Annotated in this window: 27 protein-coding genes and 1 pseudogene; 17 read left to right on the top strand and 11 right to left on the bottom strand. The window is 53.4% G+C overall.

Going from position 1 to position 21,825, the window contains the following annotated elements; all coding sequences use genetic code 11:
* Positions 1 to 62 precede the first annotated feature (62 nt).
* Complete coding sequence (nadC, locus tag ACYQ15_RS19860; RefSeq protein ID WP_459939218.1) at positions 63 to 896, bottom strand: carboxylating nicotinate-nucleotide diphosphorylase; 834 nt, start codon at positions 894 to 896, stop codon at positions 63 to 65.
* A gap of 211 nt (positions 897 to 1,107) precedes the next feature.
* The gene (locus ACYQ15_RS19855; RefSeq protein ID WP_459937859.1) at positions 1,108 to 2,823 is read right to left on the bottom strand and encodes an IS1634 family transposase; all 1,716 of its coding nucleotides are present in this window, start codon (positions 2,821 to 2,823) and stop codon (positions 1,108 to 1,110) included.
* A gap of 602 nt (positions 2,824 to 3,425) precedes the next feature.
* Between ACYQ15_RS19855 and ACYQ15_RS19850 the strand changes: the two genes are divergently transcribed.
* The 3 genes from ACYQ15_RS19850 (at position 3,426) to ACYQ15_RS19840 (ending at position 6,584) form a co-directional block, all read left to right on the top strand.
* Positions 3,426 to 4,817 (top strand): GAF domain-containing sensor histidine kinase, encoded by a 1,392-nt coding sequence (locus tag ACYQ15_RS19850; RefSeq protein ID WP_459939217.1) that lies wholly within the window; start codon positions 3,426 to 3,428, stop codon positions 4,815 to 4,817.
* Between the two features lie 162 nt (positions 4,818 to 4,979).
* On the top strand, positions 4,980 to 6,086 hold the full coding sequence (locus ACYQ15_RS19845) for an OmpA family protein (protein WP_459939216.1): 1,107 nt from the start codon (positions 4,980 to 4,982) through the stop codon (positions 6,084 to 6,086).
* A gap of 60 nt (positions 6,087 to 6,146) precedes the next feature.
* Positions 6,147 to 6,584: a hypothetical protein gene (locus tag ACYQ15_RS19840; protein WP_459939215.1), complete on the top strand. Its 438-nt coding sequence runs from the start codon at positions 6,147 to 6,149 to the stop codon at positions 6,582 to 6,584.
* Between the two features lie 317 nt (positions 6,585 to 6,901).
* Here ACYQ15_RS19840 and cobI read toward each other — a convergent pair whose 3' ends face one another.
* The 3 genes from cobI to ACYQ15_RS19825 all read right to left on the bottom strand — a co-directional run bounded on the left by cobI (position 6,902) and on the right by ACYQ15_RS19825 (position 9,393).
* Positions 6,902 to 7,621 carry a precorrin-2 C(20)-methyltransferase gene (gene cobI / locus ACYQ15_RS19835; RefSeq protein ID WP_459939214.1) on the bottom strand — a complete coding sequence of 240 codons (720 nt, stop codon included), beginning with the start codon at positions 7,619 to 7,621 and terminating at the stop codon, positions 6,902 to 6,904.
* Positions 7,622 to 7,874: 253 nt separating this feature from the next.
* Positions 7,875 to 8,672 carry an undecaprenyl-diphosphate phosphatase gene (locus ACYQ15_RS19830; RefSeq protein ID WP_459939213.1) on the bottom strand — a complete coding sequence of 266 codons (798 nt, stop codon included), beginning with the start codon at positions 8,670 to 8,672 and terminating at the stop codon, positions 7,875 to 7,877.
* 88 nt (positions 8,673 to 8,760) lie between these two features.
* Positions 8,761 to 9,393, bottom strand: coding sequence for a lysophospholipid acyltransferase family protein (locus ACYQ15_RS19825; protein WP_459939212.1), 633 nt, complete (start codon positions 9,391 to 9,393; stop codon positions 8,761 to 8,763).
* A 339-nt stretch (positions 9,394 to 9,732) separates the two neighbouring features.
* On the opposite strand from ACYQ15_RS19825, the gene yedF reads away from it, so the two are divergent.
* Positions 9,733 to 10,350 carry a sulfurtransferase-like selenium metabolism protein YedF gene (gene yedF / locus ACYQ15_RS19820; RefSeq protein ID WP_459939211.1) on the top strand — a complete coding sequence of 206 codons (618 nt, stop codon included), beginning with the start codon at positions 9,733 to 9,735 and terminating at the stop codon, positions 10,348 to 10,350.
* Between the two features lie 140 nt (positions 10,351 to 10,490).
* On the opposite strand, the gene ACYQ15_RS19815 is transcribed toward yedF, so the two are convergent.
* Both ACYQ15_RS19815 and ACYQ15_RS19810 read right to left on the bottom strand, forming a co-directional pair.
* The gene (locus ACYQ15_RS19815; RefSeq protein ID WP_459939210.1) at positions 10,491 to 11,963 is read right to left on the bottom strand and encodes a heterodisulfide reductase-related iron-sulfur binding cluster; all 1,473 of its coding nucleotides are present in this window, start codon (positions 11,961 to 11,963) and stop codon (positions 10,491 to 10,493) included.
* A gap of 84 nt (positions 11,964 to 12,047) precedes the next feature.
* Positions 12,048 to 12,398 carry a hypothetical protein gene (locus ACYQ15_RS19810; RefSeq protein ID WP_459939641.1) on the bottom strand — a complete coding sequence of 117 codons (351 nt, stop codon included), beginning with the start codon at positions 12,396 to 12,398 and terminating at the stop codon, positions 12,048 to 12,050.
* Here ACYQ15_RS19810 and ACYQ15_RS19805 point away from each other — a divergent pair.
* From ACYQ15_RS19805 to ACYQ15_RS19780, 6 genes are all read left to right on the top strand, one after another.
* Complete coding sequence (locus ACYQ15_RS19805) at positions 12,353 to 12,505, top strand: AAA family ATPase (protein ID WP_459939625.1); 153 nt, start codon at positions 12,353 to 12,355, stop codon at positions 12,503 to 12,505. The genes ACYQ15_RS19810 and ACYQ15_RS19805 overlap by 46 nt on opposite strands.
* Before the next feature lie 92 nt (positions 12,506 to 12,597).
* A complete protein-coding gene (locus ACYQ15_RS19800; protein ID WP_459939209.1) occupies positions 12,598 to 13,161 on the top strand; it encodes a hypothetical protein in 564 nt (187 codons plus the stop codon).
* 136 nt (positions 13,162 to 13,297) lie between these two features.
* Entirely contained in the window at positions 13,298 to 13,552 is a 255-nt protein-coding gene (locus ACYQ15_RS19795) for an AbrB/MazE/SpoVT family DNA-binding domain-containing protein (RefSeq protein ID WP_459939208.1), read from the top strand.
* Positions 13,540 to 13,869, top strand: coding sequence for a type II toxin-antitoxin system PemK/MazF family toxin (locus tag ACYQ15_RS19790; RefSeq protein ID WP_459939207.1), 330 nt, complete (start codon positions 13,540 to 13,542; stop codon positions 13,867 to 13,869). Before ACYQ15_RS19795 ends, ACYQ15_RS19790 begins: the two co-directional genes overlap by 13 nt.
* Before the next feature lie 353 nt (positions 13,870 to 14,222).
* Complete coding sequence (locus ACYQ15_RS19785; RefSeq protein WP_459939206.1) at positions 14,223 to 15,074, top strand: phosphatase PAP2 family protein; 852 nt, start codon at positions 14,223 to 14,225, stop codon at positions 15,072 to 15,074.
* A 173-nt stretch (positions 15,075 to 15,247) separates the two neighbouring features.
* Positions 15,248 to 15,451, top strand: coding sequence for an ASCH domain-containing protein (locus tag ACYQ15_RS19780; protein WP_459939205.1), 204 nt, complete (start codon positions 15,248 to 15,250; stop codon positions 15,449 to 15,451).
* Positions 15,452 to 15,613: 162 nt separating this feature from the next.
* Here ACYQ15_RS19780 and ACYQ15_RS19775 read toward each other — a convergent pair whose 3' ends face one another.
* A complete protein-coding gene (locus tag ACYQ15_RS19775; protein ID WP_459939204.1) occupies positions 15,614 to 15,949 on the bottom strand; it encodes a helix-turn-helix domain-containing protein in 336 nt (111 codons plus the stop codon).
* Positions 15,924 to 16,199, bottom strand: coding sequence for a BrnT family toxin (locus ACYQ15_RS19770; RefSeq protein WP_459939203.1), 276 nt, complete (start codon positions 16,197 to 16,199; stop codon positions 15,924 to 15,926). The genes ACYQ15_RS19775 and ACYQ15_RS19770 overlap by 26 nt, the downstream gene beginning before the upstream one ends.
* A gap of 230 nt (positions 16,200 to 16,429) precedes the next feature.
* Between ACYQ15_RS19770 and ACYQ15_RS19765 the strand changes: the two are divergent.
* From ACYQ15_RS19765 to ACYQ15_RS19740, 6 genes and pseudogenes are all read left to right on the top strand, one after another.
* Positions 16,430 to 16,657: pseudogene (locus ACYQ15_RS19765) on the top strand (ASCH domain-containing protein); the annotation flags it as partial.
* A gap of 41 nt (positions 16,658 to 16,698) precedes the next feature.
* A complete protein-coding gene (locus ACYQ15_RS19760) occupies positions 16,699 to 16,878 on the top strand; it encodes a hypothetical protein (protein WP_459939640.1) in 180 nt (59 codons plus the stop codon).
* Between the two features lie 16 nt (positions 16,879 to 16,894).
* Positions 16,895 to 17,506 carry a winged helix-turn-helix domain-containing protein gene (locus tag ACYQ15_RS19755; RefSeq protein ID WP_459939202.1) on the top strand — a complete coding sequence of 204 codons (612 nt, stop codon included), beginning with the start codon at positions 16,895 to 16,897 and terminating at the stop codon, positions 17,504 to 17,506.
* Positions 17,506 to 17,790 (top strand): hypothetical protein, encoded by a 285-nt coding sequence (locus tag ACYQ15_RS19750; protein WP_459939201.1) that lies wholly within the window; start codon positions 17,506 to 17,508, stop codon positions 17,788 to 17,790. Before ACYQ15_RS19755 ends, ACYQ15_RS19750 begins: the two co-directional genes overlap by 1 nt.
* A 2-nt stretch (positions 17,791 to 17,792) precedes the next feature.
* Positions 17,793 to 18,383, top strand: a complete 591-nt coding sequence (locus tag ACYQ15_RS19745; protein WP_459939200.1) for a tetratricopeptide repeat protein — start codon at positions 17,793 to 17,795, stop codon at positions 18,381 to 18,383.
* Between the two features lie 38 nt (positions 18,384 to 18,421).
* Positions 18,422 to 18,529 (top strand): type II toxin-antitoxin system RelE family toxin, encoded by a 108-nt coding sequence (locus ACYQ15_RS19740; protein WP_459939199.1) that lies wholly within the window; start codon positions 18,422 to 18,424, stop codon positions 18,527 to 18,529.
* A gap of 41 nt (positions 18,530 to 18,570) precedes the next feature.
* Here ACYQ15_RS19740 and ACYQ15_RS19735 read toward each other — a convergent pair whose 3' ends face one another.
* Both ACYQ15_RS19735 and ACYQ15_RS19730 read right to left on the bottom strand, forming a co-directional pair.
* Positions 18,571 to 18,990 carry a hypothetical protein gene (locus ACYQ15_RS19735; protein ID WP_459939198.1) on the bottom strand — a complete coding sequence of 140 codons (420 nt, stop codon included), beginning with the start codon at positions 18,988 to 18,990 and terminating at the stop codon, positions 18,571 to 18,573.
* Between the two features lie 403 nt (positions 18,991 to 19,393).
* The gene (locus tag ACYQ15_RS19730) at positions 19,394 to 20,845 is read right to left on the bottom strand and encodes a catalase (RefSeq protein WP_459939197.1); all 1,452 of its coding nucleotides are present in this window, start codon (positions 20,843 to 20,845) and stop codon (positions 19,394 to 19,396) included.
* A gap of 381 nt (positions 20,846 to 21,226) precedes the next feature.
* On the opposite strand from ACYQ15_RS19730, the gene ACYQ15_RS19725 reads away from it, so the two are divergent.
* Complete coding sequence (locus ACYQ15_RS19725; RefSeq protein ID WP_459939196.1) at positions 21,227 to 21,733, top strand: pyrimidine dimer DNA glycosylase/endonuclease V; 507 nt, start codon at positions 21,227 to 21,229, stop codon at positions 21,731 to 21,733.
* Positions 21,734 to 21,825 lie beyond the last annotated feature (92 nt).

Raw genomic sequence — 21,825 nt, 5'->3', positions numbered from 1 at the left:
TGGAAAAAATATCGAATGCCGGACATCATCTGAGTTGCTTAAGCATTGACTTTCATCTGAGTTCATTTCCCGGAAACAGGATAGATGTCCATGCTGATGTCCGCGCAGGTGGCGGAATGGGTCAGTGCGCCGGCGGAAATGAATGTCGGGCCCAGCGTCGCCAGTTCGGCGATGGTTTCCAGATTGACCCCGCCGCTGATCTCCGTTTCCATGCCGGAGGGCACCATGGCCAAAGCCCGCGCCATTTCTTCCCGGCTCATGTTGTCCAGCATGATTCGCTGCACAGGCAGGGCAGCGGCTTCCGCGACCTCCTCCAGCGTTCTGCATTCCACCTCGATGGGCGGACAAGGATCATAGGCGGCAAGCAAAAGCCGCACCGCGGGGGTAATCCCTCCGGCCCGGTCAATATGATTGTCCTTGAGCATCAGCATTTCACTCAAATCCAGCCGATGATTGGTTCCCCCGCCCATGGCCACGGCGTATTTTTCCGGATACCGCAACCCCGGAGTGGTTTTTCGCGTATCCAGCAACAGCACGCCGCTTCCGGCAATCCGGTCGCAAAAATTTCGTGTCAAATTGGCTATACCGGATAACCTCCCGATGAAATTAAGCATCACCCGTTCCGCCTTGAGCAGTGTTGTCGCCGGTCCATGAAATTTCGCGACACGAGTACCGGAAACGACTTGCGATCCTTCCGGCACGACAAAATCAACCTGCACGGGACCGGGCAGACGCGAGAGGATCAAGGTTACGAGAGGCAGTCCAACCACCTGAGTATCCTGCTTGACTTTAATGGTGGCCTCCGCCTGATCATTCTCGGAAAAAAGAGCTATGGACGTCAAATCATCGCCGTCCTCGTCCAGGCTGAGCTGAATGAGTCGTTCCAAAAACGTCAAGGACTTTCCTTGAAAAAAAGAGTCAAACAATGATTGATCGTGCATATCGTTCACCTGTATTCACCTGCCAAACATCTTCGCACGTTCACTACGATAGGCCTTCCATTCTTGTAAAGATTGGATAAGCCGTTTCATCCCCCCCAACGCGTATCCGACAGGAGTTTAGCAGATCGCACCTAGATTTTCTAAAATAACTCACAATTCCGGTGCATTATCCGGACAATTCCTGTAAGACCCCATTGCTCACTTCGTACCCCATAGCTTTCATTATCTGGGCCTGGGCTTGGTTTGGTTCCTCAAGTTTACGGATCGCCTTTCGGGCGCCGGCATTCCAACAAAGACATGAATGGAGTGCGCGCATCTGCTGCATTATCGTGGCCGCGGAGAGCTTCAGTCCGGCTTTTGTCAAGCGCAATTCCAAGAGGCGCAGGTAGGAGAGGGCAACAATGCAGCACAGGATGTGGCAGCGGATCTTGCTGTCTGTCCAGTGCCGCATAGGTCTCATGTTGACCAAGTCATTGTCCTTGGTTTGGCGAAAGCTTTGCTCCACCATGTACCTATCCAGGCTGGCCCTGACAATCTCATCAGTACTCCAATCCATTCTGTCCGTGATCAGCACATTCTTTCCGAACCTATCGATATGTCGCTCGATTCGATAATAGTTTTTGCGAAAGCTCATGACCAAGCCTCCACTTTTCACGGCGAAACTCAGATCGTAAAGACTGTCTGGAAGATACAGATCCCGGCAAATATTTCGGTAGCGCTCCCTGATCGTGTCTTCGTCGCGCCACTGGGCAGCCCTGGAACGAACCTTTGATCGGATTTCGTATAAAGCCGATTGGAGTGTTCGCATTTTCTTTTCGAATTTATACCGTTGCTTGGAGGCGGTCCGGGGGTTGTAGGTCACGATCACCGTGCGCGTCTGACCCCAATACTCCCCGGTGCTTCGCCAAGCAGTCAATTGATCGTCCTCTCTGCCGAGTTCACGAAGTCGCCGATTTTTTTCGGTATCCGCGACGATAAACTTTTTCCTGTCGACATGGATAAGCTCCTCGACAAAGTACGTCGAGTAGCTGGTCACGAAATGCACGCCGTCCATGGCGTCAATGACGTCCATGGCGTCTTCGGAATTCATGCCCTTGTCCAAAACCACAGTCACGTCTTGCCGACCATATTTGCGCATGGCATCCACAACGTTCTCTAGAACGCACTGAAACACCTTGGAATCATGGCAGTTGCCCTGATACTCTCGATAGAAAAAAGGCAGGCCGGTATCCCTGGCCACCAATAAGGCAAGCCCTACCTGGCGAAGCCAGTAGCGGCCCTCTTTGCTTTTCCCCGTCTGAGCGAGATCAGACTCGGTATTGCCGGCCAAGTAAGTGTAGTAGTTGGTGGTGTCGAAAAGAAAGCAGTCGGATTGGGATATCTCAATTTGCGCCAGCTTTGCGAAGAACTTCCTTGCGATAGACTCAATCTGGCCTTGACTGACCCTATCCCATTTCTTCCAGAATTTCTCCGAGGATAATGCCTTGATGTCCACCGGCCTGATCTGCTGGACGGCAGTCTTGTCGTACCAACCCGTCAGAGCTCTTTTGGACTGAGCGTGAATCATCCTGTTGAAGACTGCGTAAAGGAAGTACTCGCCAACAGATGGTCCGGTCTCGTTCTTTGCCCTGGGAACCACCTCGTCCACGATCTTGGCAATCCCGACACCTTGGTCGATCAAATTGGCCAGCCACAGCGATCCATACTCCTGGGTCTGAATTTTTTCTAACGTAGCGCCAGCGCCTTTTGCCAATTCCATGATTCTCTCTGGCGAACCAAGATAGACTTGGTTGGTGACTTTCGGCTTGCCATCGATCCGTGCCATCTCCCGTACATAGTAGTAGGGTCTACCCTTTTTGATCTTTTTGTGCAGGTGAGCCATGCGCAAGGCATATCAGTAGGGTCTAACAATGTCAACACAAAACTCGATAAAACATTAAAATATTGAATCTTATTCATTAAGTTTGGAGAGGGAAGAAGGGTCTTACGCAGACGAGAAGGCTAACAACCTGAAATTACGACAAAAAAAGGTGGGAAGGCGATGATTCGGCTAAAGTCCTGTCCGACAATTCAAGACCGGAAATTCCGCCAAAAAAATATGTCTTGTTTGCGATGAAATTTCTTCGTATGATTGCTTGCGTACTACCGAAGGTCCTCTCGAGACAAAGCAGGTGGCCTGATCACAATGCACAATTTTCTTGAAACGACTATCGAACGGACTTCATCTCGAAAACTACTGTCCAATTAGCCTATCTGTTCAACAATGCTCCCAACTGTTCGGCAATTTCTCATCATGAAACAGGAACTGGCCCGTTTGCCCTGGTTTCGCGGTCCCGTGGGAACAAATACCGAGTGCAAGTGATTTGATTCTCCATAATCGTCGAAGAAGTTCGTGATATCGCCAATCGTTGCATCCGAACCTTCAAGTGAGTTTTTGCGAACAAAAAAAAATTTCGGAAGTTGTGCATGTCTGAAAGAGCATCAATGGAATATACATCTCTCTGCCTTGAATATTCACGGGCTTTGATCGTTCAAAAGCGCATCCACGAAAAAATCGATGACTACGCAGAATATAATTTCTCATCCCTGCAAAGCACGGCGCTCAATGTTTTTTTTGACTTGGCCCAGGAATTTGATTCTTTCCGGGACCTGATGACCATATGCGCCCTGGTGCCCAAAGTTTTTTTTGATCTGGAATGTACGCTGTTCTTGTTTCTGGAGGAAAAGGTCGAGCATTTCAAGGTATGCTACGATTCCCAACGACAGATCAATTCCGGCATGTACATCCCGTTTTTCATTGCTCCCACTGCTCGCGACGGTCATTACTATCTGCCGATCCATGGCAACCTTGAACTTCAGAACTATCTGCCGCTCAAGCTGGAAGGCAATCTGATCGGCATTCTGGATATTTTTCCAGAGCAGTCGCTGAACGACCACGATCGTCTTTTTTTCGAGAAGTACGCCAATCGCATCGGCTTTCAACTGCACAGCAGATTGATCAGTCAAAAAAACCAGGAACACCTTCATTTCATTCGCAGTCTGGTCAAGGACATCGGCCACAACGTCGTGGTTCCGAACATGTATTTCAAGCTGTTCTATCGTCGCCTGGAGGGAACCATCAATGCCCTGGGAGAACTGAGTAAGGATTTTTCCGCCTTATCCGGGCAGGCTCCCCCGCTCCCCCAGGATGCCCAGGTTCGACAGCTCGATAACAGGTTGACGTATCTTCATGACGCGCTTCAGGATCAGTTCCGCGAAATTTTACGCCACTACGACAACACCAGTCTTTTTCTGGAGACGTTGTTGCGCCGCAGCCACTTTGAGCAGGGACGATATGTCCTGGAAAGAAGGATCTGCAATTTCAAAAGTCAGATCATCGACCCTCAGATCGCACGTTTCAAATCCGAGCTTGAAGCCCGCGGTATTGAAATCGCATGGGCCGGAATTCCGGACAAGGAAATCGAAGTCGTCGTGGATGTTGGTCTGATCAATCAAGTGTACGCAAACCTTTTTTCCAATGCTGTCAAATATACCGCGCCCGTTCGGGATCTTCAAGGCAAGGAGGTTAAATTCATTTCTTATGGCTGGCAGGATATGCCGAACTTTTTCGGCCATCAGCGTGACGGCATCAAGTTGAACGTCTTTTCCACCGGACCGCACATTCCCGAAATGGAGCGAAACATGCTTTTCAGGGAGGGCTTTCGGGCCGGCAATGTTGATGATGAGCCGGGCACAGGCCACGGGCTGTTCTTTATCCGACAAATTATTGAGCTGCATGGTGGTCGTATGGGGTATGAGCCGACGCCCATGGGCAACAACTTCTACTTTATTCTGCCCAGAGATCCATCTGACGGTTCCCCTCCCGGCCACTTGTGATTTTTTCAGTACTTGGATAAAATTTCTGATATTTTAAATGCCCCATGGCTATTGGGAAGGAGGTGAAGCTGCTCCCTGATCGCAGACGCAATCCGTCCCTCTAAAAACAACTAAGGTTTTGAGGTTCACTCGTCCTGTACACCTTTTGAAAGGAGTTGCACTATGCACAAACGGTTTTCCAAGCTTGTATTGGTTGCATTGACGGCTTTACTCGCACTTTCTTTGGCGACAGCCGCCATGGCCCAGACTGAACGCATTGTCCCCAGAGCAGAGAATTTTCTGTTCTTTGTTGATCATTCCGGGTCCATGGCCATGAGTGCCCCAAATGAGACCCATAATTCGCTGGCGCCCCGCCACGACCCGAACAAGCAGGGAAAAATCGGCTACGTAAAAGAGATATTGCAGGCTATCAACAACGATATTCCGAACATGACGTTCAATGCAGGTCTCTATACTTACGGCCCTTTCCAGGAGTACATCGCTCCGGCTCCGTATGCCCAGGAACGTCTGGGACAGGGCATTGACAGCCTGCAAGACCAGTACGACATTTTTGGACGCCTGACCCCCATGGGACTTGGCCTGCAGTCCCTGGACACCGTCGTTTCCGGCCTTTCCGATCGCCGTGCAGTGATCATGACCACGGACGGCGAATCCAACCTCGGCCCTAATCCGTTGCCGATTCTGGAAGACATGTATGCCAAGTACGGCAACAACATCTGCTTCCATGTCATCAGCTTTGCGCAAACCCCGGCGGAAAGAGCCCTGGTGGAGCAAATCGCCGCCATCAACCCCTGCACTGTCGCCGTGGACGGCATGGACCTGCTGGACGACGCCAAGCGCGACGACTTCATGCGCAGGGTATTCTACGACATCGAAATCATTCCCGCCGCCCCTGTTGTCGAACCGGAACCAGCCCCCGCGCCGCCGGTGGAAGAAGTCATTGTTTTCCGTAACATCAACTTCGACTTCGATCGTTCCAACATCCGTTCCGAGTTCGTTCCCGTCCTTCGAGAAGCCGCTGAAATCATCAAGGCCCGCCCCGGCAGAACGGTTGTAGTCGACGGTCATACCTGCAACATCGGCCCCGCGGACTACAACATGGGCCTCTCCCAACGCCGCGCTGCTTCGGTCCGCGATTTCCTGGTCAACGAGGGAGTTGCCGCGGAACGCATCCAGACCCTGGCTTTCGGGCTGACCGCTCCTCGCTTTGACAACAATACTCGCGAAGGTCGCTCCCTGAACCGTCGCGTGGAAATCCGCTTCGAATAACGTCCGATTCGCATCCCCCTCCTCATCCGGGGAGGGGGCCTTTAACCAAGCAATCATGCCATGAATTACAAAAGAATCCTGGTGCTGTTTTTCCTGCTCTTGCTGACGCCCATGCATTTGGTGGCCTCGGGGCGTGACGTTCTTGCGATTCCTTCAATACCAAGTCATGTCGAACAACAATTCGCCGACTTTTCACATAGATGGATCGACAAGATTGATCGTAATTTTGCCTCCCGTATTGGAAAGATGGAAATCATTCCCCATTCGGAGGGCTACCTCGCTCGCTACATGCAGGTCGACCGGGATTCAGTTTCCTGGTCCGTCAAGACAAGCTCCAGCTCGCCATTGAGCTACATCGGTCTTCTGGAATATGTGGAATGGACTTATGAATTTTTGGCTCCCACCCGCGAGGCGGTGGTCCTGGGTCCCTTCGAGAAGGTCCGTGGGCGGCAGGTTACGGAGATATTTCAATACGACAAGAATAAATGGTTGGAATAGCTGCATCTTGCATTTCAACAAAAAAAGCGATTCGGGCAAAGCCGAATCGCTTTTTTTTGTAACTGCTCAAAAACTTGGGGCAATTAACGGTTAAATCCAGGGAGCGCCGCACCCCAATGCGGCAGCGGTGTAGCGCACTGAGGACATAGTTCCTGCTGGAGCGTGGCCCCCAGTAGTTGAATAACGAAACTTCATCCCGGAGAAACTCCTTGCACTGTAAACCTTATCGCCCGACCTTTTTGAGCAGTTGCTTTTTTTGTTAGCAACTTTGATGGAGTCACCCCGATCCAAATGCAACCCCTTGGAAAAAATCCAGATCATTCCCGGTTGCGCCCAATATGCAATAAAGAAAAATAGGAGAGCTGTTCAGGAACGTGGTCCAGGTCGGAATAGACGGATTCGTCCGACAACCCGCAACGCACCACCAACCTTGCCCTCTTGTCCAATCCTTTGTCTCTCAGGGCATTTCTGAGGATCGCAAACCGCTTGGCCGGTTTCAAGACCACCACTGCGTCGGCGGCGTCCAAAAGCCGATCCAGTTGCTCCGGCTCCGCATTTCCCGTGGCCACGGCAAGACACTCATCCCCTTCGACCAATGTCCTCCCGAGTCGTGCCGCCGAGGCCTGATACGAGGTAATGCCGGGGATGATTCGGATGTCGACATCGGCATCGCATTTGCGCATATCTCGGGACAAGTGCCCGAAGGTGCTGTAAATCAACGGATCGCCCAGGGTGATGAACGCGGCGCTTTGGCCGGAATTCAGGTGCTCCAGCACGGTCTGGGCATTTTGCATTCGGGCGCGGCGCCGAATTTCATCGACCCGGGTCATGGGAAAGTCCAGCCGCCGGATCACGACGCCTTCCCGCAGATGAGGTCGGATAATATCCAGAGCCAGAGAAAAGTCGTTCTTGATTGAAGCCGGCGCAAACACCGTTTCCACCATGGCCAACGCCTTCACCGCAGCCAAAGTCATCAGATCAGGATCCCCCGGTCCGACGCCTATCCCATACAAAGTACCTTGTTGCTTCAGTGACATCCAGGAATCCTATATAAGCAATTAGTAACTACTCAGCTGCGGCCCGGCTTGTCTCGATTTTTCGGCCTCGCAACTCCTTCGTCGGCTTCGTAACATCGAACCATTGCCTGAATTAACAGCATTTAGCGCTTCAAGCGTCCGGCAATGGTTCGATGAACGAATCCTGACTCAGTCAGACAGGCGATGCCGAAAAATCGAAACAAGCCGGACCAATTCACTCCATGGAATCAAAAGTACTGAATAGTTACAGCAATTATACGTATAACCAAACCAGCAGCATTCCGAGCAGAAGACGATACGCCACAAAAGGCTGCATCCCCACGGTGCGGATGAATTTCAGAAAATAGTGAATGCACAGATAGGCGCTGATCCCGGAAAGCAATGTCGCAACCCCGATAATGCCCCATTGAACGGGCTCGTGCTGGTTGAAGAGATGTCTGGCTTCCAATGTTCCGGCCAGGAAAATAACCGGAATGGAGAGCAAAAAAGAGAAACGGGCGGCGCCATCCCGGCCCAGGCCCATGAACAGGCCGGCGGTCATGGTGATCCCGGAACGGGATGTCCCGGGTATCAAGGCTATGGCCTGGGCGCAGCCGATAACCAGGATATCCTTCCACGTCAGACTATGTTCGTCGCGATCGCCCGTATGGCGCCAGTCCGCCAGACCGAGAAGCAGTCCGAAAAACATCAGGCCAAAGGCAAGAATCAATGGGTCACGAAGGTGCATGGCCACGACGTCCCGAAAGATCAAGCCGGCCAGGCCGACGGGAATGGTCCCGAGGATAACGGCCCACGCCAGCCGGGAGCTTGATGTGTGCCCTTTTCCGGTGAGGGAGCGCGTAAAATCTCGCGACATTTCAAGCAGGTCCGCCCGGAAATACCAGACCACGGCCACTAGGCTGCCCATATGCACGGCAACATCAAACGTCAGACCTTGATCTTCCCAGCCGGTGATGACGGAGACAAGTATCAGATGGGCCGAACTGGAAATAGGTAAAAATTCGGTCAGACCCTGGACCAGAGCCAGAACGGCGGCTTGCAATAGACTCATGAATTATCCGCTGAGTTGAGATGTTGAAGATTGCTGATCCGGGACGAACCAAACCGATTCAAAGCCGCCCCCCCTGTAGCTGCAGGCACTACGAACCCAGCTGATGCAATTTTTCCTCCAGTCTGAGGCATTCCCGGGCCATGTCATCAGCCGACAGACTTTCCTGTACAAGGTACGGCCGGCCATAGACGACGCGACAATGCGCTCCAGGCCAGGGCAGCTGGAACTTGTCCCAGGCATTCTGAAAAACATAGGAGCGGGACATGAATACCCGCAACGGCACGAGATGCGCTCCGGTCTTGGCAGCCAGGTAGATCGCCCCTTCCTTGACCTTGTGCCGCGGCCCCCGTGGACCGTCCACCGTAAAAACCACATCCGCGCCGTGCTCGCGCATCTCCTTGCGCGCGGCAATCAGCGCACCCGCCCCGCCCCGGCGGCTTGAGCCTCTGGCCAGCTTGAACCCAAAACGAGCCATGACCTGGGAGAGAAATTCTCCGTCACGACTCTGGCTGACCACAGCCACGACACCTTGATCCCGGTGCAGATGAATCAGCGGAAAAAGTTCGTCGTGCCAGAAGGGGACGACGAACCTCGCTCCCTGCTGACGCATCTGCTCGCACTCCGCCAGCCCCTCCTGGGTGAAACGCAGGGTTCGGCTCAGCAGATTCGTGAGCATTGCAGCTACCGGAACAAATCGAATCGGATTGATGTGCAGCCTCATGCCGAGGCTTCTAAGGCAGATGGAACGCGAATACAAGGATCTGAAAAAGCTCCAGTCTAACGTGAGGCATAGACCAAATCTATTGCATTCTTTCAATTCGATTGAAATTATCAATTTGATCAACACGCTCAACTTCTCTAGGGTCATTTGCGATATCCAATGACTTGGCACATGTTGTTTTTTCGTGCTTCTCCTTCGATGATCGGGGGCGGGAGTCGGAATCAGTCTCGAAACAGTGGACTGCCCCTCCACAAGTTCGCTTCCAATGCCGATACCGAGACTGACTCAGAAACAGCTGTTGCCGATATTCAACATAACAACCAGCAAAAAGGAAAAAATATGGACCAAAAGAATCTGGATTGCCGAGGATTGCCCTGCCCCCAGCCTGTTGTGCAATGCAAGCACAGCATCGACCAGGATAAGCCTGAAGAGATCTCCATTCTCGTGGATAATGAAGCAGCTCGCCAAAATGTCACCCGTTTCTTAAAGTCCCAGGGCTACCATGTGGACGACCAGCAGGAATCGGATAACGTTTGGCTGATCAAGGGATCTTTCGAGGAAGGCAGTCTCATATCCCAAAATGCTGATCAGGCAGAGCCACCTGCTCAACCGGCGAACGAGACCAGGACCCTGGTTTTTCTCAGCGCTCCAGGCATCGGTGTTGGAGATCCGGCCCTGGGCGAGAAGCTCATGGTCAATTTCCTGGCCACACTGCCGGAATTGGGAACACAACTATGGCGGATGATTCTGGTCAACGGAGCAGTAAAGCTGGCCGCGGAGGACCATCCGTGCCTGGAGAGCCTGCAAAAGCTCGAAGGCCTCGGCGTCACCATCCTTGTCTGCGGAACATGCCTCACCCATTTTGGGCTCATGGAAAAGAAGGCTGTGGGGCAAACCACGAACATGCTGGACGTGGTCACCAGCCTGCAGATGGCAGGAAAAGTCATTCGTCCATAGATTCTTGCTTCGCGAGTTCCGTCAGGCTCTTCATTCTCCCCCCTGATCCAGGCAATGAAAGACCTGAATCGGGGGTTCATCAACACCACTCGACTTCAATTATGCATCGCTTGGCCAAATTGTCACGGAGAGCACGGAAGTCACGTCATGTTGCGTGGGATCTGCGAAGCGTCTGTGACGGGAGGATTTGCGCCGAGCAGGGCATCCCGCAACACCTCCACCGGGTGCAGGACTGGAATGACGTCCATGTGCTGGAACTGGAGGCGGCAGCTTAGGCATTCGGTAATGATGGCTTCCGGCTGATGAGCCTTGATCTTGGCCATCAACGGCGCGCCCAGTTCCAGGCTGGGCTGATGGAACTGTTTCTTGTAGCCCATGATCCCGGCCATGCCGCAGCAGTTCAGGGTTCCGGCGAGAGGAACGACGTCGAGTTCCTGAACCTTGGCCAGCAGTTCCAGAAAGGGGTATCCGATTTTCTGCTCCCGCAGATGGCAAGGCGGATAGTAGACCATCCGCCTGGAGACGGGCTGCTTCATTTCGATTAAACGCCCTTCCCCTGCAAGTTTGCCGAGATATTCCCCCAGGTCGAAGGCATGTTCCCCCACGGCAATGCGTTGGAGCGGGTCAAGGCTGGAAAACATCCCCGTGTCCCGCAGAATTGAGCCATAGGTGGCCCGGTGCAGGACAACCATGTTCCCTTCTCGCGGCCCGTTGACGCCAATGCCGGCGGGGATGCGCAGCGACTGCGCATCCCCGCCGACCTGTTTCTGGTAGGCTTCCGAAAAGTAGGCCCCTTCGCGCAAGAGGTGCTTGAAGAAATATCCGCATGTCGGACAGGAGCAGACCAGATCGAAGCCCTGCGTCACATGCTCGGACATCCAGCGCAGGTTGCGCACGACCAAACCCAAGGCCATGTCCTGATCCCCTTCCAGCAGCGGCGGCATGCCGCAACATTCGCCATCCGGCTCATTCACGGCGGGGACGACCTGCACGCCGCAGCTCTCCATGACTTCCACCGCGGCCCGGGCCACCTCCGGGAACAGGTAACGGGCCGTGCATCCCGGGAAGTAGACCGCCCTGCGGGTCGCCGAATCCTCTGAACTGCTTGAACGGCCTGAACGACTAGACGCGGATCTGCGGCGGACCCAAATATCAAAATTTTCCCGAGGCACCGCGGGCATGGATCGATCCGGGTGAATTCCCAGAGCACGTTTGACCAAGCCCGATGTCACCGGATTGGAAGTCGCCAAACCGCTCAGGCGCGGAAACGAGCCGCACAGCTTCCCTATCCGGCCCACGTCCTGGATCATCCGTACTCCGAAAGGCAAGCCGTCACGTTTGGCATAGGCAGCCTTGGCGGCCATGATCTCCCGCCGAATGTTCACACAAGGACACAATCCACAAAGGTTGCACAGATCCGAAAGGTTCTTCAACTCCTCCGGCGTCGCCTCCTCGCCAAGTTCTCGTTTGCGGTCCTGCAGCCGAAAAAGTTCCGGCAGGAACAGACAGGCGTCTTCGATGAAGTGGCGGCAATCCTCGCAGGAACCGCAGGCTGCAACCACGGATTGTATCAATTTTTCCGGACCGTCGTTTCCCGGTGCATCGTGGGGCATTGCGCTATCCTTTTGCATGAATTCAGCCTGGGGATAAGTCAGGGCAATTTGTTCTCAGCTGACCACTTGAGGTACTCAGTCTGTTTACCCTGTTTTGGCTGGAACGACTGTCTGCCGAGTCAGGCATTGTTCATCAAGCCGTTGCCTAATAACATAGCGAACACACTCGCTTGTTCCATCGCAACGGCTTGATGTCGAAGCCGGAGAGGGAGTTTCGACCCGGCCAAACATTCCGAAGGATAAATTTTTGAGATGATTTGCTTCACAGCAAAAATTGTCTTTTATCATTTCTTTCGTCTTTAAGCTATGCTCTGGAACCGTCATGTCGTTTCCAAAGCCAGTCATACCCGCGCTGGCCTGCATCCAGTTCACATTTTCGGCACCATCACATCGCAAATTGGGCACCATCATGGACTCAAACCAATCATTGGCCAATTATTCTCCTCGGCCCACCTGGCTCCGGTAAGAGCAGTCTGGGGCAGGCTGCCTGCCAGATCCTTGGCCTGCGCTTTCTCGACCTTTCGGTTTCCTTGGTTGATTGATTTTGAAGAAGAGGCGACTATCCCATTACTGTTATACGGCTGCACCGTCACCATCGCAAACCTGAGCGAAGAAATGCATGTTCTGGACATTGATGTACATCCTGCTGCCGGCGGCAATGATCGCCGCGATTCGGCCGGCTGCCTGGCGGGGAGTGCTCCTGGCCTCGCGCCTTTTCTGCAAGATGGCGACGATCCTGAGACAAGTCGGGGCTCGAGAAGGTATTTCCAAAAATAGTGCGAGACTCAGGGCATCATTCCCGGAGACGTTCAGAGTTTTGCAGGCGCGATTGACGCCTACCCGGCATACCGGCCTTCCCTTGACGATCATGGTGATCACGGCGCTTGCCATTGCCGCCTTGCTTGGATGGCTTGTGGGGGAGTTGCTGAAAGCCGACGATCTCCTCCGCGTCGATGAGTGGATCAATCGACGCATGGACCCGCTGCGCAGGGACGGCGCAATCACCATTTTCATCTGGATCACCGACTTGGGCGGAACAGCCGCCCTGACGGCGGTGGCGTTCGCAACGACCGGACTGCTGTGGGTGGTATGCGGGCGAACGATTCAGCCACGGAATGTCTCTTCTGCCAAGAGGATTCACGGATTGAGGACAAGGCATTTCACGCCGTACCCATTTTCGTTGTTGGGCCAGCCGTGAATCCTCATTCAAGACAAGATGTCCAGAGCTGACCTCACTGCCAAAGTCCAAAAAGCTGGTAAACGAAGCCACGATGCAAGATTGACACTTGAAGCAATGTAATTACAATGTGTCCACATCAGTCAGGAGGTGTCTCATGAGGGCGCATATCGTCAAAATCGGTAATTCCCAGGGATTGCGCATCCCAAAGCCTATTCTCGAGCAGACGGGAATTGTCGACGATGTCGAGATAGAGGTTGGGGTGAATCGGATCATCATTCGTCCGGTTCAAAATGTACGGGATGGATGGGACAAGGCTTTTGCAATGATGCGGGAAAATGGGGATGATTCTTCCCTCGTCGAGGGCATGGATCTTTCTCATTCATGGGATGAGGAAGAATGGCAGTGGTAGTCAATCGCTTTGACGTCTACCTTGTGAACCTCGATCCGACTGTTGGCTCTGAAATCCGGAAAACCAGGCCCTGCTTGATTATCTCGCCGGATGAAATGAACAGGCACATCCGAACGGTGATCATCGCTCCCATGACATCGACCAGCAAGGATTACCCAACGCGGGTTCCCTGCTCCTTCAAGAAGAAACATGGCCATGTCGTATTGGATCAGATTCGAACGATAGATAAAGAACGCTTGGTCAAAAAGCTCGGAATGATCGATGAAAAGGTTCAATTGGAAATTTCTTCAGTATTGCAGAGAATGTTCGCATTCTAAACAGCGCTCACACCATAACCATCCATCGTGATTTGATTCCCGACGAGAAACGCCAGGGCAGCCCAAGGAACACGAAAAAAACGGATTCGAAATTATCGAAGAAGGTTTCGAAGGGCATGGGAGGCTTTTGCTTGGAATGCGAGGCTCTGCACTCGCAGTTCTTGAAGAGCAGGTATGGATCCCCGCGTTCCTGGGGTTTACGTGTTCACCGGTGCTCCAGGGCCAGTCTTTGGCATGGATTGCAAACCCCTCCTTATAGGGTGCGTTTGCGTCACGAAGCTGTAGCGATTTTCCTGTCACTCCAACGTTATGCGGCTGCGGAGTCACCATCTCAAGCCTGAGCGAAGAAATGCATGTTCTGGACATTGATGTACATCCTGCTGCCGGCGGCAATGATCGCCGCGATTCGGCCGGCTGCCTGGCGGGGAGTGCTCCTGGCCTCGCGCCTTTTCTGCAAGATGGCGACGATCCTGAGACAAGTCGGGGCTCGAGAAGGTATTTCCAAAAATAATTCAAGACTCAAGGCATCGTTTCCGGAGACGTTCAGAGTTTTGCAGGCGCGATTGACGCCTACCCGGCATACTGGCCTTCCCTTGACGATCATGGTGATCACGGCGGTTGCCATTGCCGCCTTGCTTGGATGGCTTGTGGGGGAGCTGCTGAAAGCCGACGATCTCCTCCGTGTTGATGAGTGGATCAATCGACGCATGGACCCGCTGCGCAGGGACGGAGCAATCACCATTTTCATCTGGATCACCGACTTGGGCGGAACAGCCGCCCTGACGGCGGTGGCGTTCGCAACGACCGGACTGCTGTGGGTGCACGGCCCCAGACTCATGATCGCCCCGCTCTGGCTGACCTTTCTCGGATCACAGATCGCCGTTTATGCGGGCAAGTACCTGTTGATGCGGGAACGACCGGAGTTCGTCACCGAGGTTGGCGCCCTCACGCCGTCGTTTCCCAGCGCCCATGCAACCAGCGCAATGGCGGTCTACGGAATCATCGTCTATATCATTGCCAGAAGCCTCGCGACGACACGGCAGCGCTTCGAGATCATCTATTGGGCAGCGGTTCTCATCGGCCTGATCGGCTTCAGCCGAATGCTGCTCAGCGTGCACTATGCCAGTGATGTTGTCGCGGGATTTCTTCTCGGCGGCTTCTGGCTGCTGCTTGGCATCGCACTCGCCGAGCACAAACGCAGCTAAGGCTATGGTTGGCTCAGGCCATCGGCTCCCGGGCGCGAAGCAAAAAAAGAAGGACTCGGTTGCGCAAACTTGCGCAAAGAGCTTGACATGCTTTCCTTCCGGTCCGTAACGAATGACCTTTCAATTCCAGATATTCTCTTCAAATTCCATCAACCCAACCGGCCATGACGAACATGACCACGGACCCAGCCCAGATCGCCCTGAGCATACGTCACCCCTGGGTTGAGCTGATCCTTCTGGGGCGCAAGACCATCGAGGTCGGTTCGGGGACGACCAGGCACCGGGGGCCGCTGTGGCTGCATGCCGGGATGACGCGCGAAAGAAAGCGCCAGTGGTCAGAAACGCCGTGTACTCTACGGGGCAGCATTTTCCGCTGAAGCGAACACATCTTTGGCGAATTGTCCCGACATCGGCAAATCCGAAATGCTGAAAATCGCCCGTATCGCCTAGCCGATGTCGGGAGGACGGTCAGCGTTTTGTTCATGGGGCGCAAACGCTCCGAAACAGCGAGGGCAGGTCATCTTCGAGATTGAAGCTGTTCAATCCAACGCAGCCAGGGCGGTTTCCGGTGTTTTATTCAGGACCTTGAGCAGGGTTTTCGCCGCACCCGTCGGACGTCGCTTTCCTTGTTCCCAGTTCCGGATTGTTTCCACGGGAACCTCTATGCGCCTGGAAAACTCGGCTTGGCTCAAGCCCAAACGCTTACGAACCCGGCGAGCGAATAGAGCTGCATCTTGCAAAGCCTCCAACTCATCCTGGCGTTTTTGCGCCGCCAGCTCAGTCTCGGTTGTCGCGTCCAGTCGTTGGGCATCTACCCGCCCAGGAGGCAGTTTGTCGGGGAAATCAGGTTCAATTGTCACGCGAACTGTCTTCATATGTCTTAACCTCTCGTTGATTTGCTTTGCGCGCTGAAATGATGCGAATGGCCTTGCCGCGAAACGTAAATGCCACAAAGAAGACCCGGCCTTCGATTTTGCCCAGCAGGTGGTAGCGTTCTTCTCCGTAATTCCAACGGAGATATTTTCGGACCACCCTTCGACTGTCCAGAAAAGCACGCAGAACATAGGCAAAGTCAAACCCTCTTTGTTCATAGCAACGATCGCTCTTGTCCGGATCCCCCCTCAAATATCATGATATATGGGTAGTTCATTGGGCTATGGCTGGTCAAGCTTTACAGCAATATCGGTTACAGGATCGCCCCGAGCCAACTCCTTAATTCATCATGCGAACCTTTTGTGGGGTACCCAGACGCGAAACGTGTAGGAAAGTGCTTGACATGCTTTCCTTCTGGTCCGTAACGAAAGATCTTTCAATCACGGATATTCTCTCACAATTCGCATCACAACCGACCGGCCATGTTGAAAATGACCACGGAACCAGCCCAGATCGCCCTGAGCATACGTCAACCTTGGGTTGAGCTGATCCTTGTGGGCCGCAAGACCATTGAGGTCCGTTCGTGGACGACCAAGCACCGGGGGCCGCTGTGGCTGCATGCCGGGATGGCGCGGGAACGAAAGCTCTTGCAGCGGTTTCACCTGGACGAGAAGCTGTTGGCCTTTGGCGCGCTCGCGGGCCATTGTGAACTGACGGACTGCATTGCATTCACTCCCGCGACCTGGGAACAATGGCGCGGCGCCATCACAATCCCGGCCCCCTCACCGGCACGCTGCGCATCAAGCCCGCTGATACCGAGTACGCCGCCATCTACATCAACGGCGACACGACACTCGACGATTCGCATAACAAAATCCTGCTCACCGAACAGGCCTTCCTCGGCCTCATGTTCGACGTGAAGGAACTGTGAGGGAGAAGGACCGCGAATGGACACGAATGAACACAAGTTGAGAGCGCTGATCGCGGGAGGTGAGGAAATCTCGACCGAGTTCAAAGCGTGCCGGAACCAAGTCAGCCGGGAAGTGGCATCCAATCTGCTGATCCATCGGGAATATGCCAGCGGCGTTCCCGCCCGGCTTGTCATCGAGCGCGAAAAGGTGACAACCTACAATGCCAACCGTGCTCATGGCTTTGGCGCCCTTGATCCCGACTCCTTCGCTCCATATCCCAAGAACCCGGTGATCGGCGCCTTTTTCCGGGAAATCGACCGGGCGGACGAACTCGGCTCCGGCATGCGCAACATGATGAAATACGGCAAGTTGTACGGCGGAGCCGATCCGCAACTTGTCGAGGGAAATGCCTTCCGGATGATAGTCAGAGTCCCCGAATCCGGTGAAACCGGAAAAACGTCGGAGAAAGCGTCGGAGAAGATTTTACGAGCAGCACGGAAAAATCCTGGCATTACAATCGCTGAGTTGGCCGTATCCATCGGCGTTTCGACCCGTTCTGTCGAGCGAAATATCAGGAAACTACAGGACGGTGGACGACTGGCCCGCGTGGGCTCGGACAAGGGTGGCCACTGGGAGGTACGGGACTGATGGCGGAACGACTTGATAAACGACTCGTACTCAATGAATGGCTGTTCAGCCGGCTCGGCTACAGCGATACCGAGCAGGGCATGAAAAAGGTCGCGAAGATACTCAGGGACGAGCCGGTCGGCGTGATCGAGGCCAAGCGGGCCGCTCACTTGGGACATGCCCGCGGCCGGAAGGAAATCATCGGCTGCCTTGGGCTGCACAACAGCACGGAGATCTGTATCTTGAAGGGAAAACGCTATAATACAGGACCTGACCACGTTCCACAGCCCTCAAAGGTGTCGTAGTGATGAAAGCAGAAGAAAAGAAAAAAATCAGGGAACATGCGAATCGAGCGCGCCGGAGCCTGCTCAATGAAAAGAAGAAGTACGGCTACATCAATGACGGATCTGGCAAACGCTACCGGGTTGGAGTCTTCTATGTTTTATCCGGTGACCTTGAGAAGGCTCTGGAGTTCTATTCATGGTTCGAGCAAGAGTTTCCAGACGACATTGGTGAACCGATTTTCGATCTGTATTGGGCTCTTGCATACTACCGATCCGGAAATATTGAGAAAGCGCGCACTCGTCTGCAAAGCGCAATGATTCAGAATATCTACATGCTACCCTATTTGTTTCATGAGCCGGTTGAATTACAGGAAATTTGGCACAGTTCTAATTTGAAGCAGCCAGAATACCTTCTCGAGGTTGAAGAGTTTCTGGATGAACCCACCGTTGATGAGAGGAAGTGGATGAAGAATGAGTTTTTTAGCAAAAGCTTTGAGGAATTGCGCACCGGCTACATTGCAACCTATAAAGCCCTATTTGGCGAACGGGATATCGGAAAACGTCGGAAGATTCTGGATGACTGGCGTCACTATGAACAACGGTTTTTTGAGTAACCGGCTAACCTTATGTTTTAAAGGGCGAATTTTCAGGGTTGCGCCGGATACGGGTTGGCTTGTACCGGGTGGTGTATGAAATCCAGGATGGTCGCTTGACGATCCTGGTCGTACGGATCGGTCAATGGCGTGGAGTTTACCGCTGAAACAGGACCGAAAAGAGATGAGCCGGAACGATGGCCCGCACTCATTCCGACTCAGACACTCCTCGGGATTCCAATTTCTGGCGCCATGCGCGGGCCCATTCAGAGTGGTTTTCCGCCAATCCTTGATCTTCAACAATTTGATTTCGCCATGCACGCACCCATTCTGAATCGTCTTCCGACAATCCCTGGTCCTCACCGCTCAGCTTTTTTTCCACGGCATTTCTTTTCATTTTCGCTTCAATGGCAAGATGCCGCAGCTTTTTCTGCAACTCTTCATTCGTTTCCAAAGGAATCGCTTCCCTGGCATTGACTTCGATGATCAGAAGATGCTTGCGAACGCACATTTCGCTCTCAGATTCGCAAGGAGGATCCTGACCGTTGAGATGGCTCTGCAACAGGAGCATTTCATTCAAGATCTGTTCATACTTCCATTTCAAAATTGACGCCGGTGTTTCCGTCATGACCTACCTCGCTTGGTGATCTATTTTAGATTGCAGGTAACTATTCAGCACATACCGCGCATGATCATTCTCCAGAACTGGATTCCGGCTTTCGCCGGAATGACATGTTGGAGAACTCGTTTCCATGCCAGTCATTCAGTGAACGCCTGTATCCAGGTATTTTTTGCGATTTTTGCTGAATCGTTACCGGAATTGTAACTATTCGGTATGCTGCTGGTGCCTGCGTTGATATCGGAGTCGGTATCGGTATCGGGGTCGGTATCGAAAGCAAAGCCATGTGAAGACTCCTCAACGTTTTGAAACCGATTCCGACCCCGATACCGACCGCGACCCCGATTAGAGGCAGATCGCACAACATGTGCCGAATAGTTACCAGGAATTGAGCCTTTTGGCTCGGGACGAATTATTGCTCGGCAAACCCCTTTTCGATCCGCTCACCGATCTCTTGGTCTATATTGCGCCAGTATTCGAACACACGTTGCAAAACGGGCTCGGACACGCCTTTTTTGAGGTGTCCGATAACATTGGACACCAACCTTTCTCGCTGGGCATCATCCATGACCTTGCGTATCAACGCGCGGGGCTGCACGTAATCATCGTCATCCTTGCGCGGGGTGTAAGCTGCTCGGATGAATTCACCGCTGGCATTCCAGCCCGCAATTTCTGGATAGCGTTTTCCGTCAGCCTGTGGACCACCCTTGGAATTCGGTGCGTACACGGGATCGGTGACGTTATCCATCCGCATTACCCCGTCCTTGCTGTAACTGTGCACCGGCACCTTCGGACGATTGACGGGTATCTGCTTGTAGTTGACGCCCAGGCGGGCCCGATGGGCGTCGGCATACGAAAAGAGGCGGGCAAGCAGCATTTTGTCCGGACTGACACCGGTCCCGGGGACGAGGCTGTTTGGTTCAAATGCCGCTTGTTCAATTTCGGTATGAAAATCCGTGGGGTTGCGATTCAGCGTCAACCGACCGACCTCATGCAACGGGTAGTCGCCATGCGGCCAGACCTTGGTCAAGTCGAAGGGATTGAACCGATAGGTTTCCGCTTCCGCGAAAGGCATGATCTGCATCTTCAACGTCCAGGTCGGGTAATCACCCCGCTTGATTGCTTCGAACAAGTCGCGCTGATGATAGTCCGCATCGATTCCGGCAATTCGGTCGGCCTCTTCCTGTGTCAGAAAATCATTGCCCTGGTCGGTTTTGAAGTGGTATTTCACCCAGAAACGCTCGCCTTCCGCATTGACCCACATATAGGTATGGCTCCCATAGCCGTTCATGTTCCGCCATGTCTTCGGAATGCCTCGGTCACTCATCAGCAACGTGACCTGATGCGCGGTCTCCGGCGACAAGGTCCAGAAGTCCCACTGCATGTCATGATCGCGAAGACCACTGTCCGCACGCCGTTTCTGGGACCGGATAAAATGTTGAAATTTCATGGGATCGCGGACAAAGAAAATCGGGATATTGTTTCCAACCAGATCAAAATTGCCATCACTGGTGTAAAACTTCAGTGCGAAACCTCGGGGATCGCGCCAGGTATCCGGGCTGCCACGCTCGCCGGCCACCGTGGAAAAACGGATCAAGATGTCTGTCTTCGTGCCCGGCTGGAATACCGCAGCTTTCGTATACGCACTGACATCCTTCGTCACTTCGAAATGCCCAAAAGCTCCGGAACCCTTTGCATGTGGCTGACGCTCGGGAATCCGTTCCCGGTTGAAGTTGGCCATCTGCTCGATGAGATAATGATCCTGCAGCAGAATTGGTCCATCCGGCCCAACTGTGAGTGAAAACTCGTCGCTACTTACAGGGTTTCCTGCGTCATTTGTTGTGGGCTTCCGGTTGTCGTTCATGCAAACCTCCATCAGGCTTGTGGTTGTCATTCAATCGGCTTAATCAATCAGCCAGCCAATTAAAACTGATAAAGACAGTGATCCCAGGCAATGGGTAAAAACCCTTATTTCTTGATGCATAATACCGTATCACTGAGTAGTAGCCGACAAATGCCTGGATAGGCAGCAAACCACTCACGCTGCGTCGGAGGCAACCCGGCCGGAATAAGCCGCTCCCGCTTCCCCGAGAACATCCGGCTGTCTTGAAGAAATCCCATGGTGGGACTGGGCCGTGGCAAAGATTGCACGTAATCTTCCGGCCATTTTCAGGGCTGACATCCAGGCATTGCAAAAGGCTGCCGCCGGCTAGAGTCGCTGACTCCCTGACGAAGGTTCATAGCAATGAATATTTTCGTACTTGATTTGAACATAGAAAAATGCGCGCGGTATCACTGTGATCAACACGTCGTGAAGATGATCCTGGAGAGCGTTCAGATCGCCTGTACAGCGCTCAATCTGAAGGGATTCTCCACGCCTTACAGATCAACCCACGTCAAGCATCCATGCGTGATGTGGGCAGGGACGTCCTTCGACAACCTGCTGTGGCTGAAGAAGCTGGCGAGAGCGCTGAACCGCGAGTACCGATACAGGTTCCGATCCTCCGCAGATCACCGTTCCATCGCGGTGCTTGACCAGATCGAGGGGATGGCGTTTGCGTCGTCGGGAGTAACCGACTTTGCGCAAGCCATGCCTGCACAGTACAGGGTGCCCGGCGATCCGGTGCAGGCATACCGAAACTTCTATATCGCTGAGAAACTGCAGTTCGCACGGTGGACGAGGAGAAGACAGCCTGCATGGGTCGTGGAAGCTTTGCGTCGGCACCGGCTCCAGGACGCTTTCTCAAGCTGAGTCGTTACCTGAAGAGATAAAGTCTGGGTAACGACTCAGTAAATCCCGGCGAACGCCGGAATCCAGTGCAGGTGCATAACGGCATGCTCCCT

The organism is Desulfonatronum parangueonense, assembly GCF_054656975.1.
Note: the sequence above shows the minus strand (reverse complement) of the source record. Positions and strands in the feature narration are given on the sequence as shown.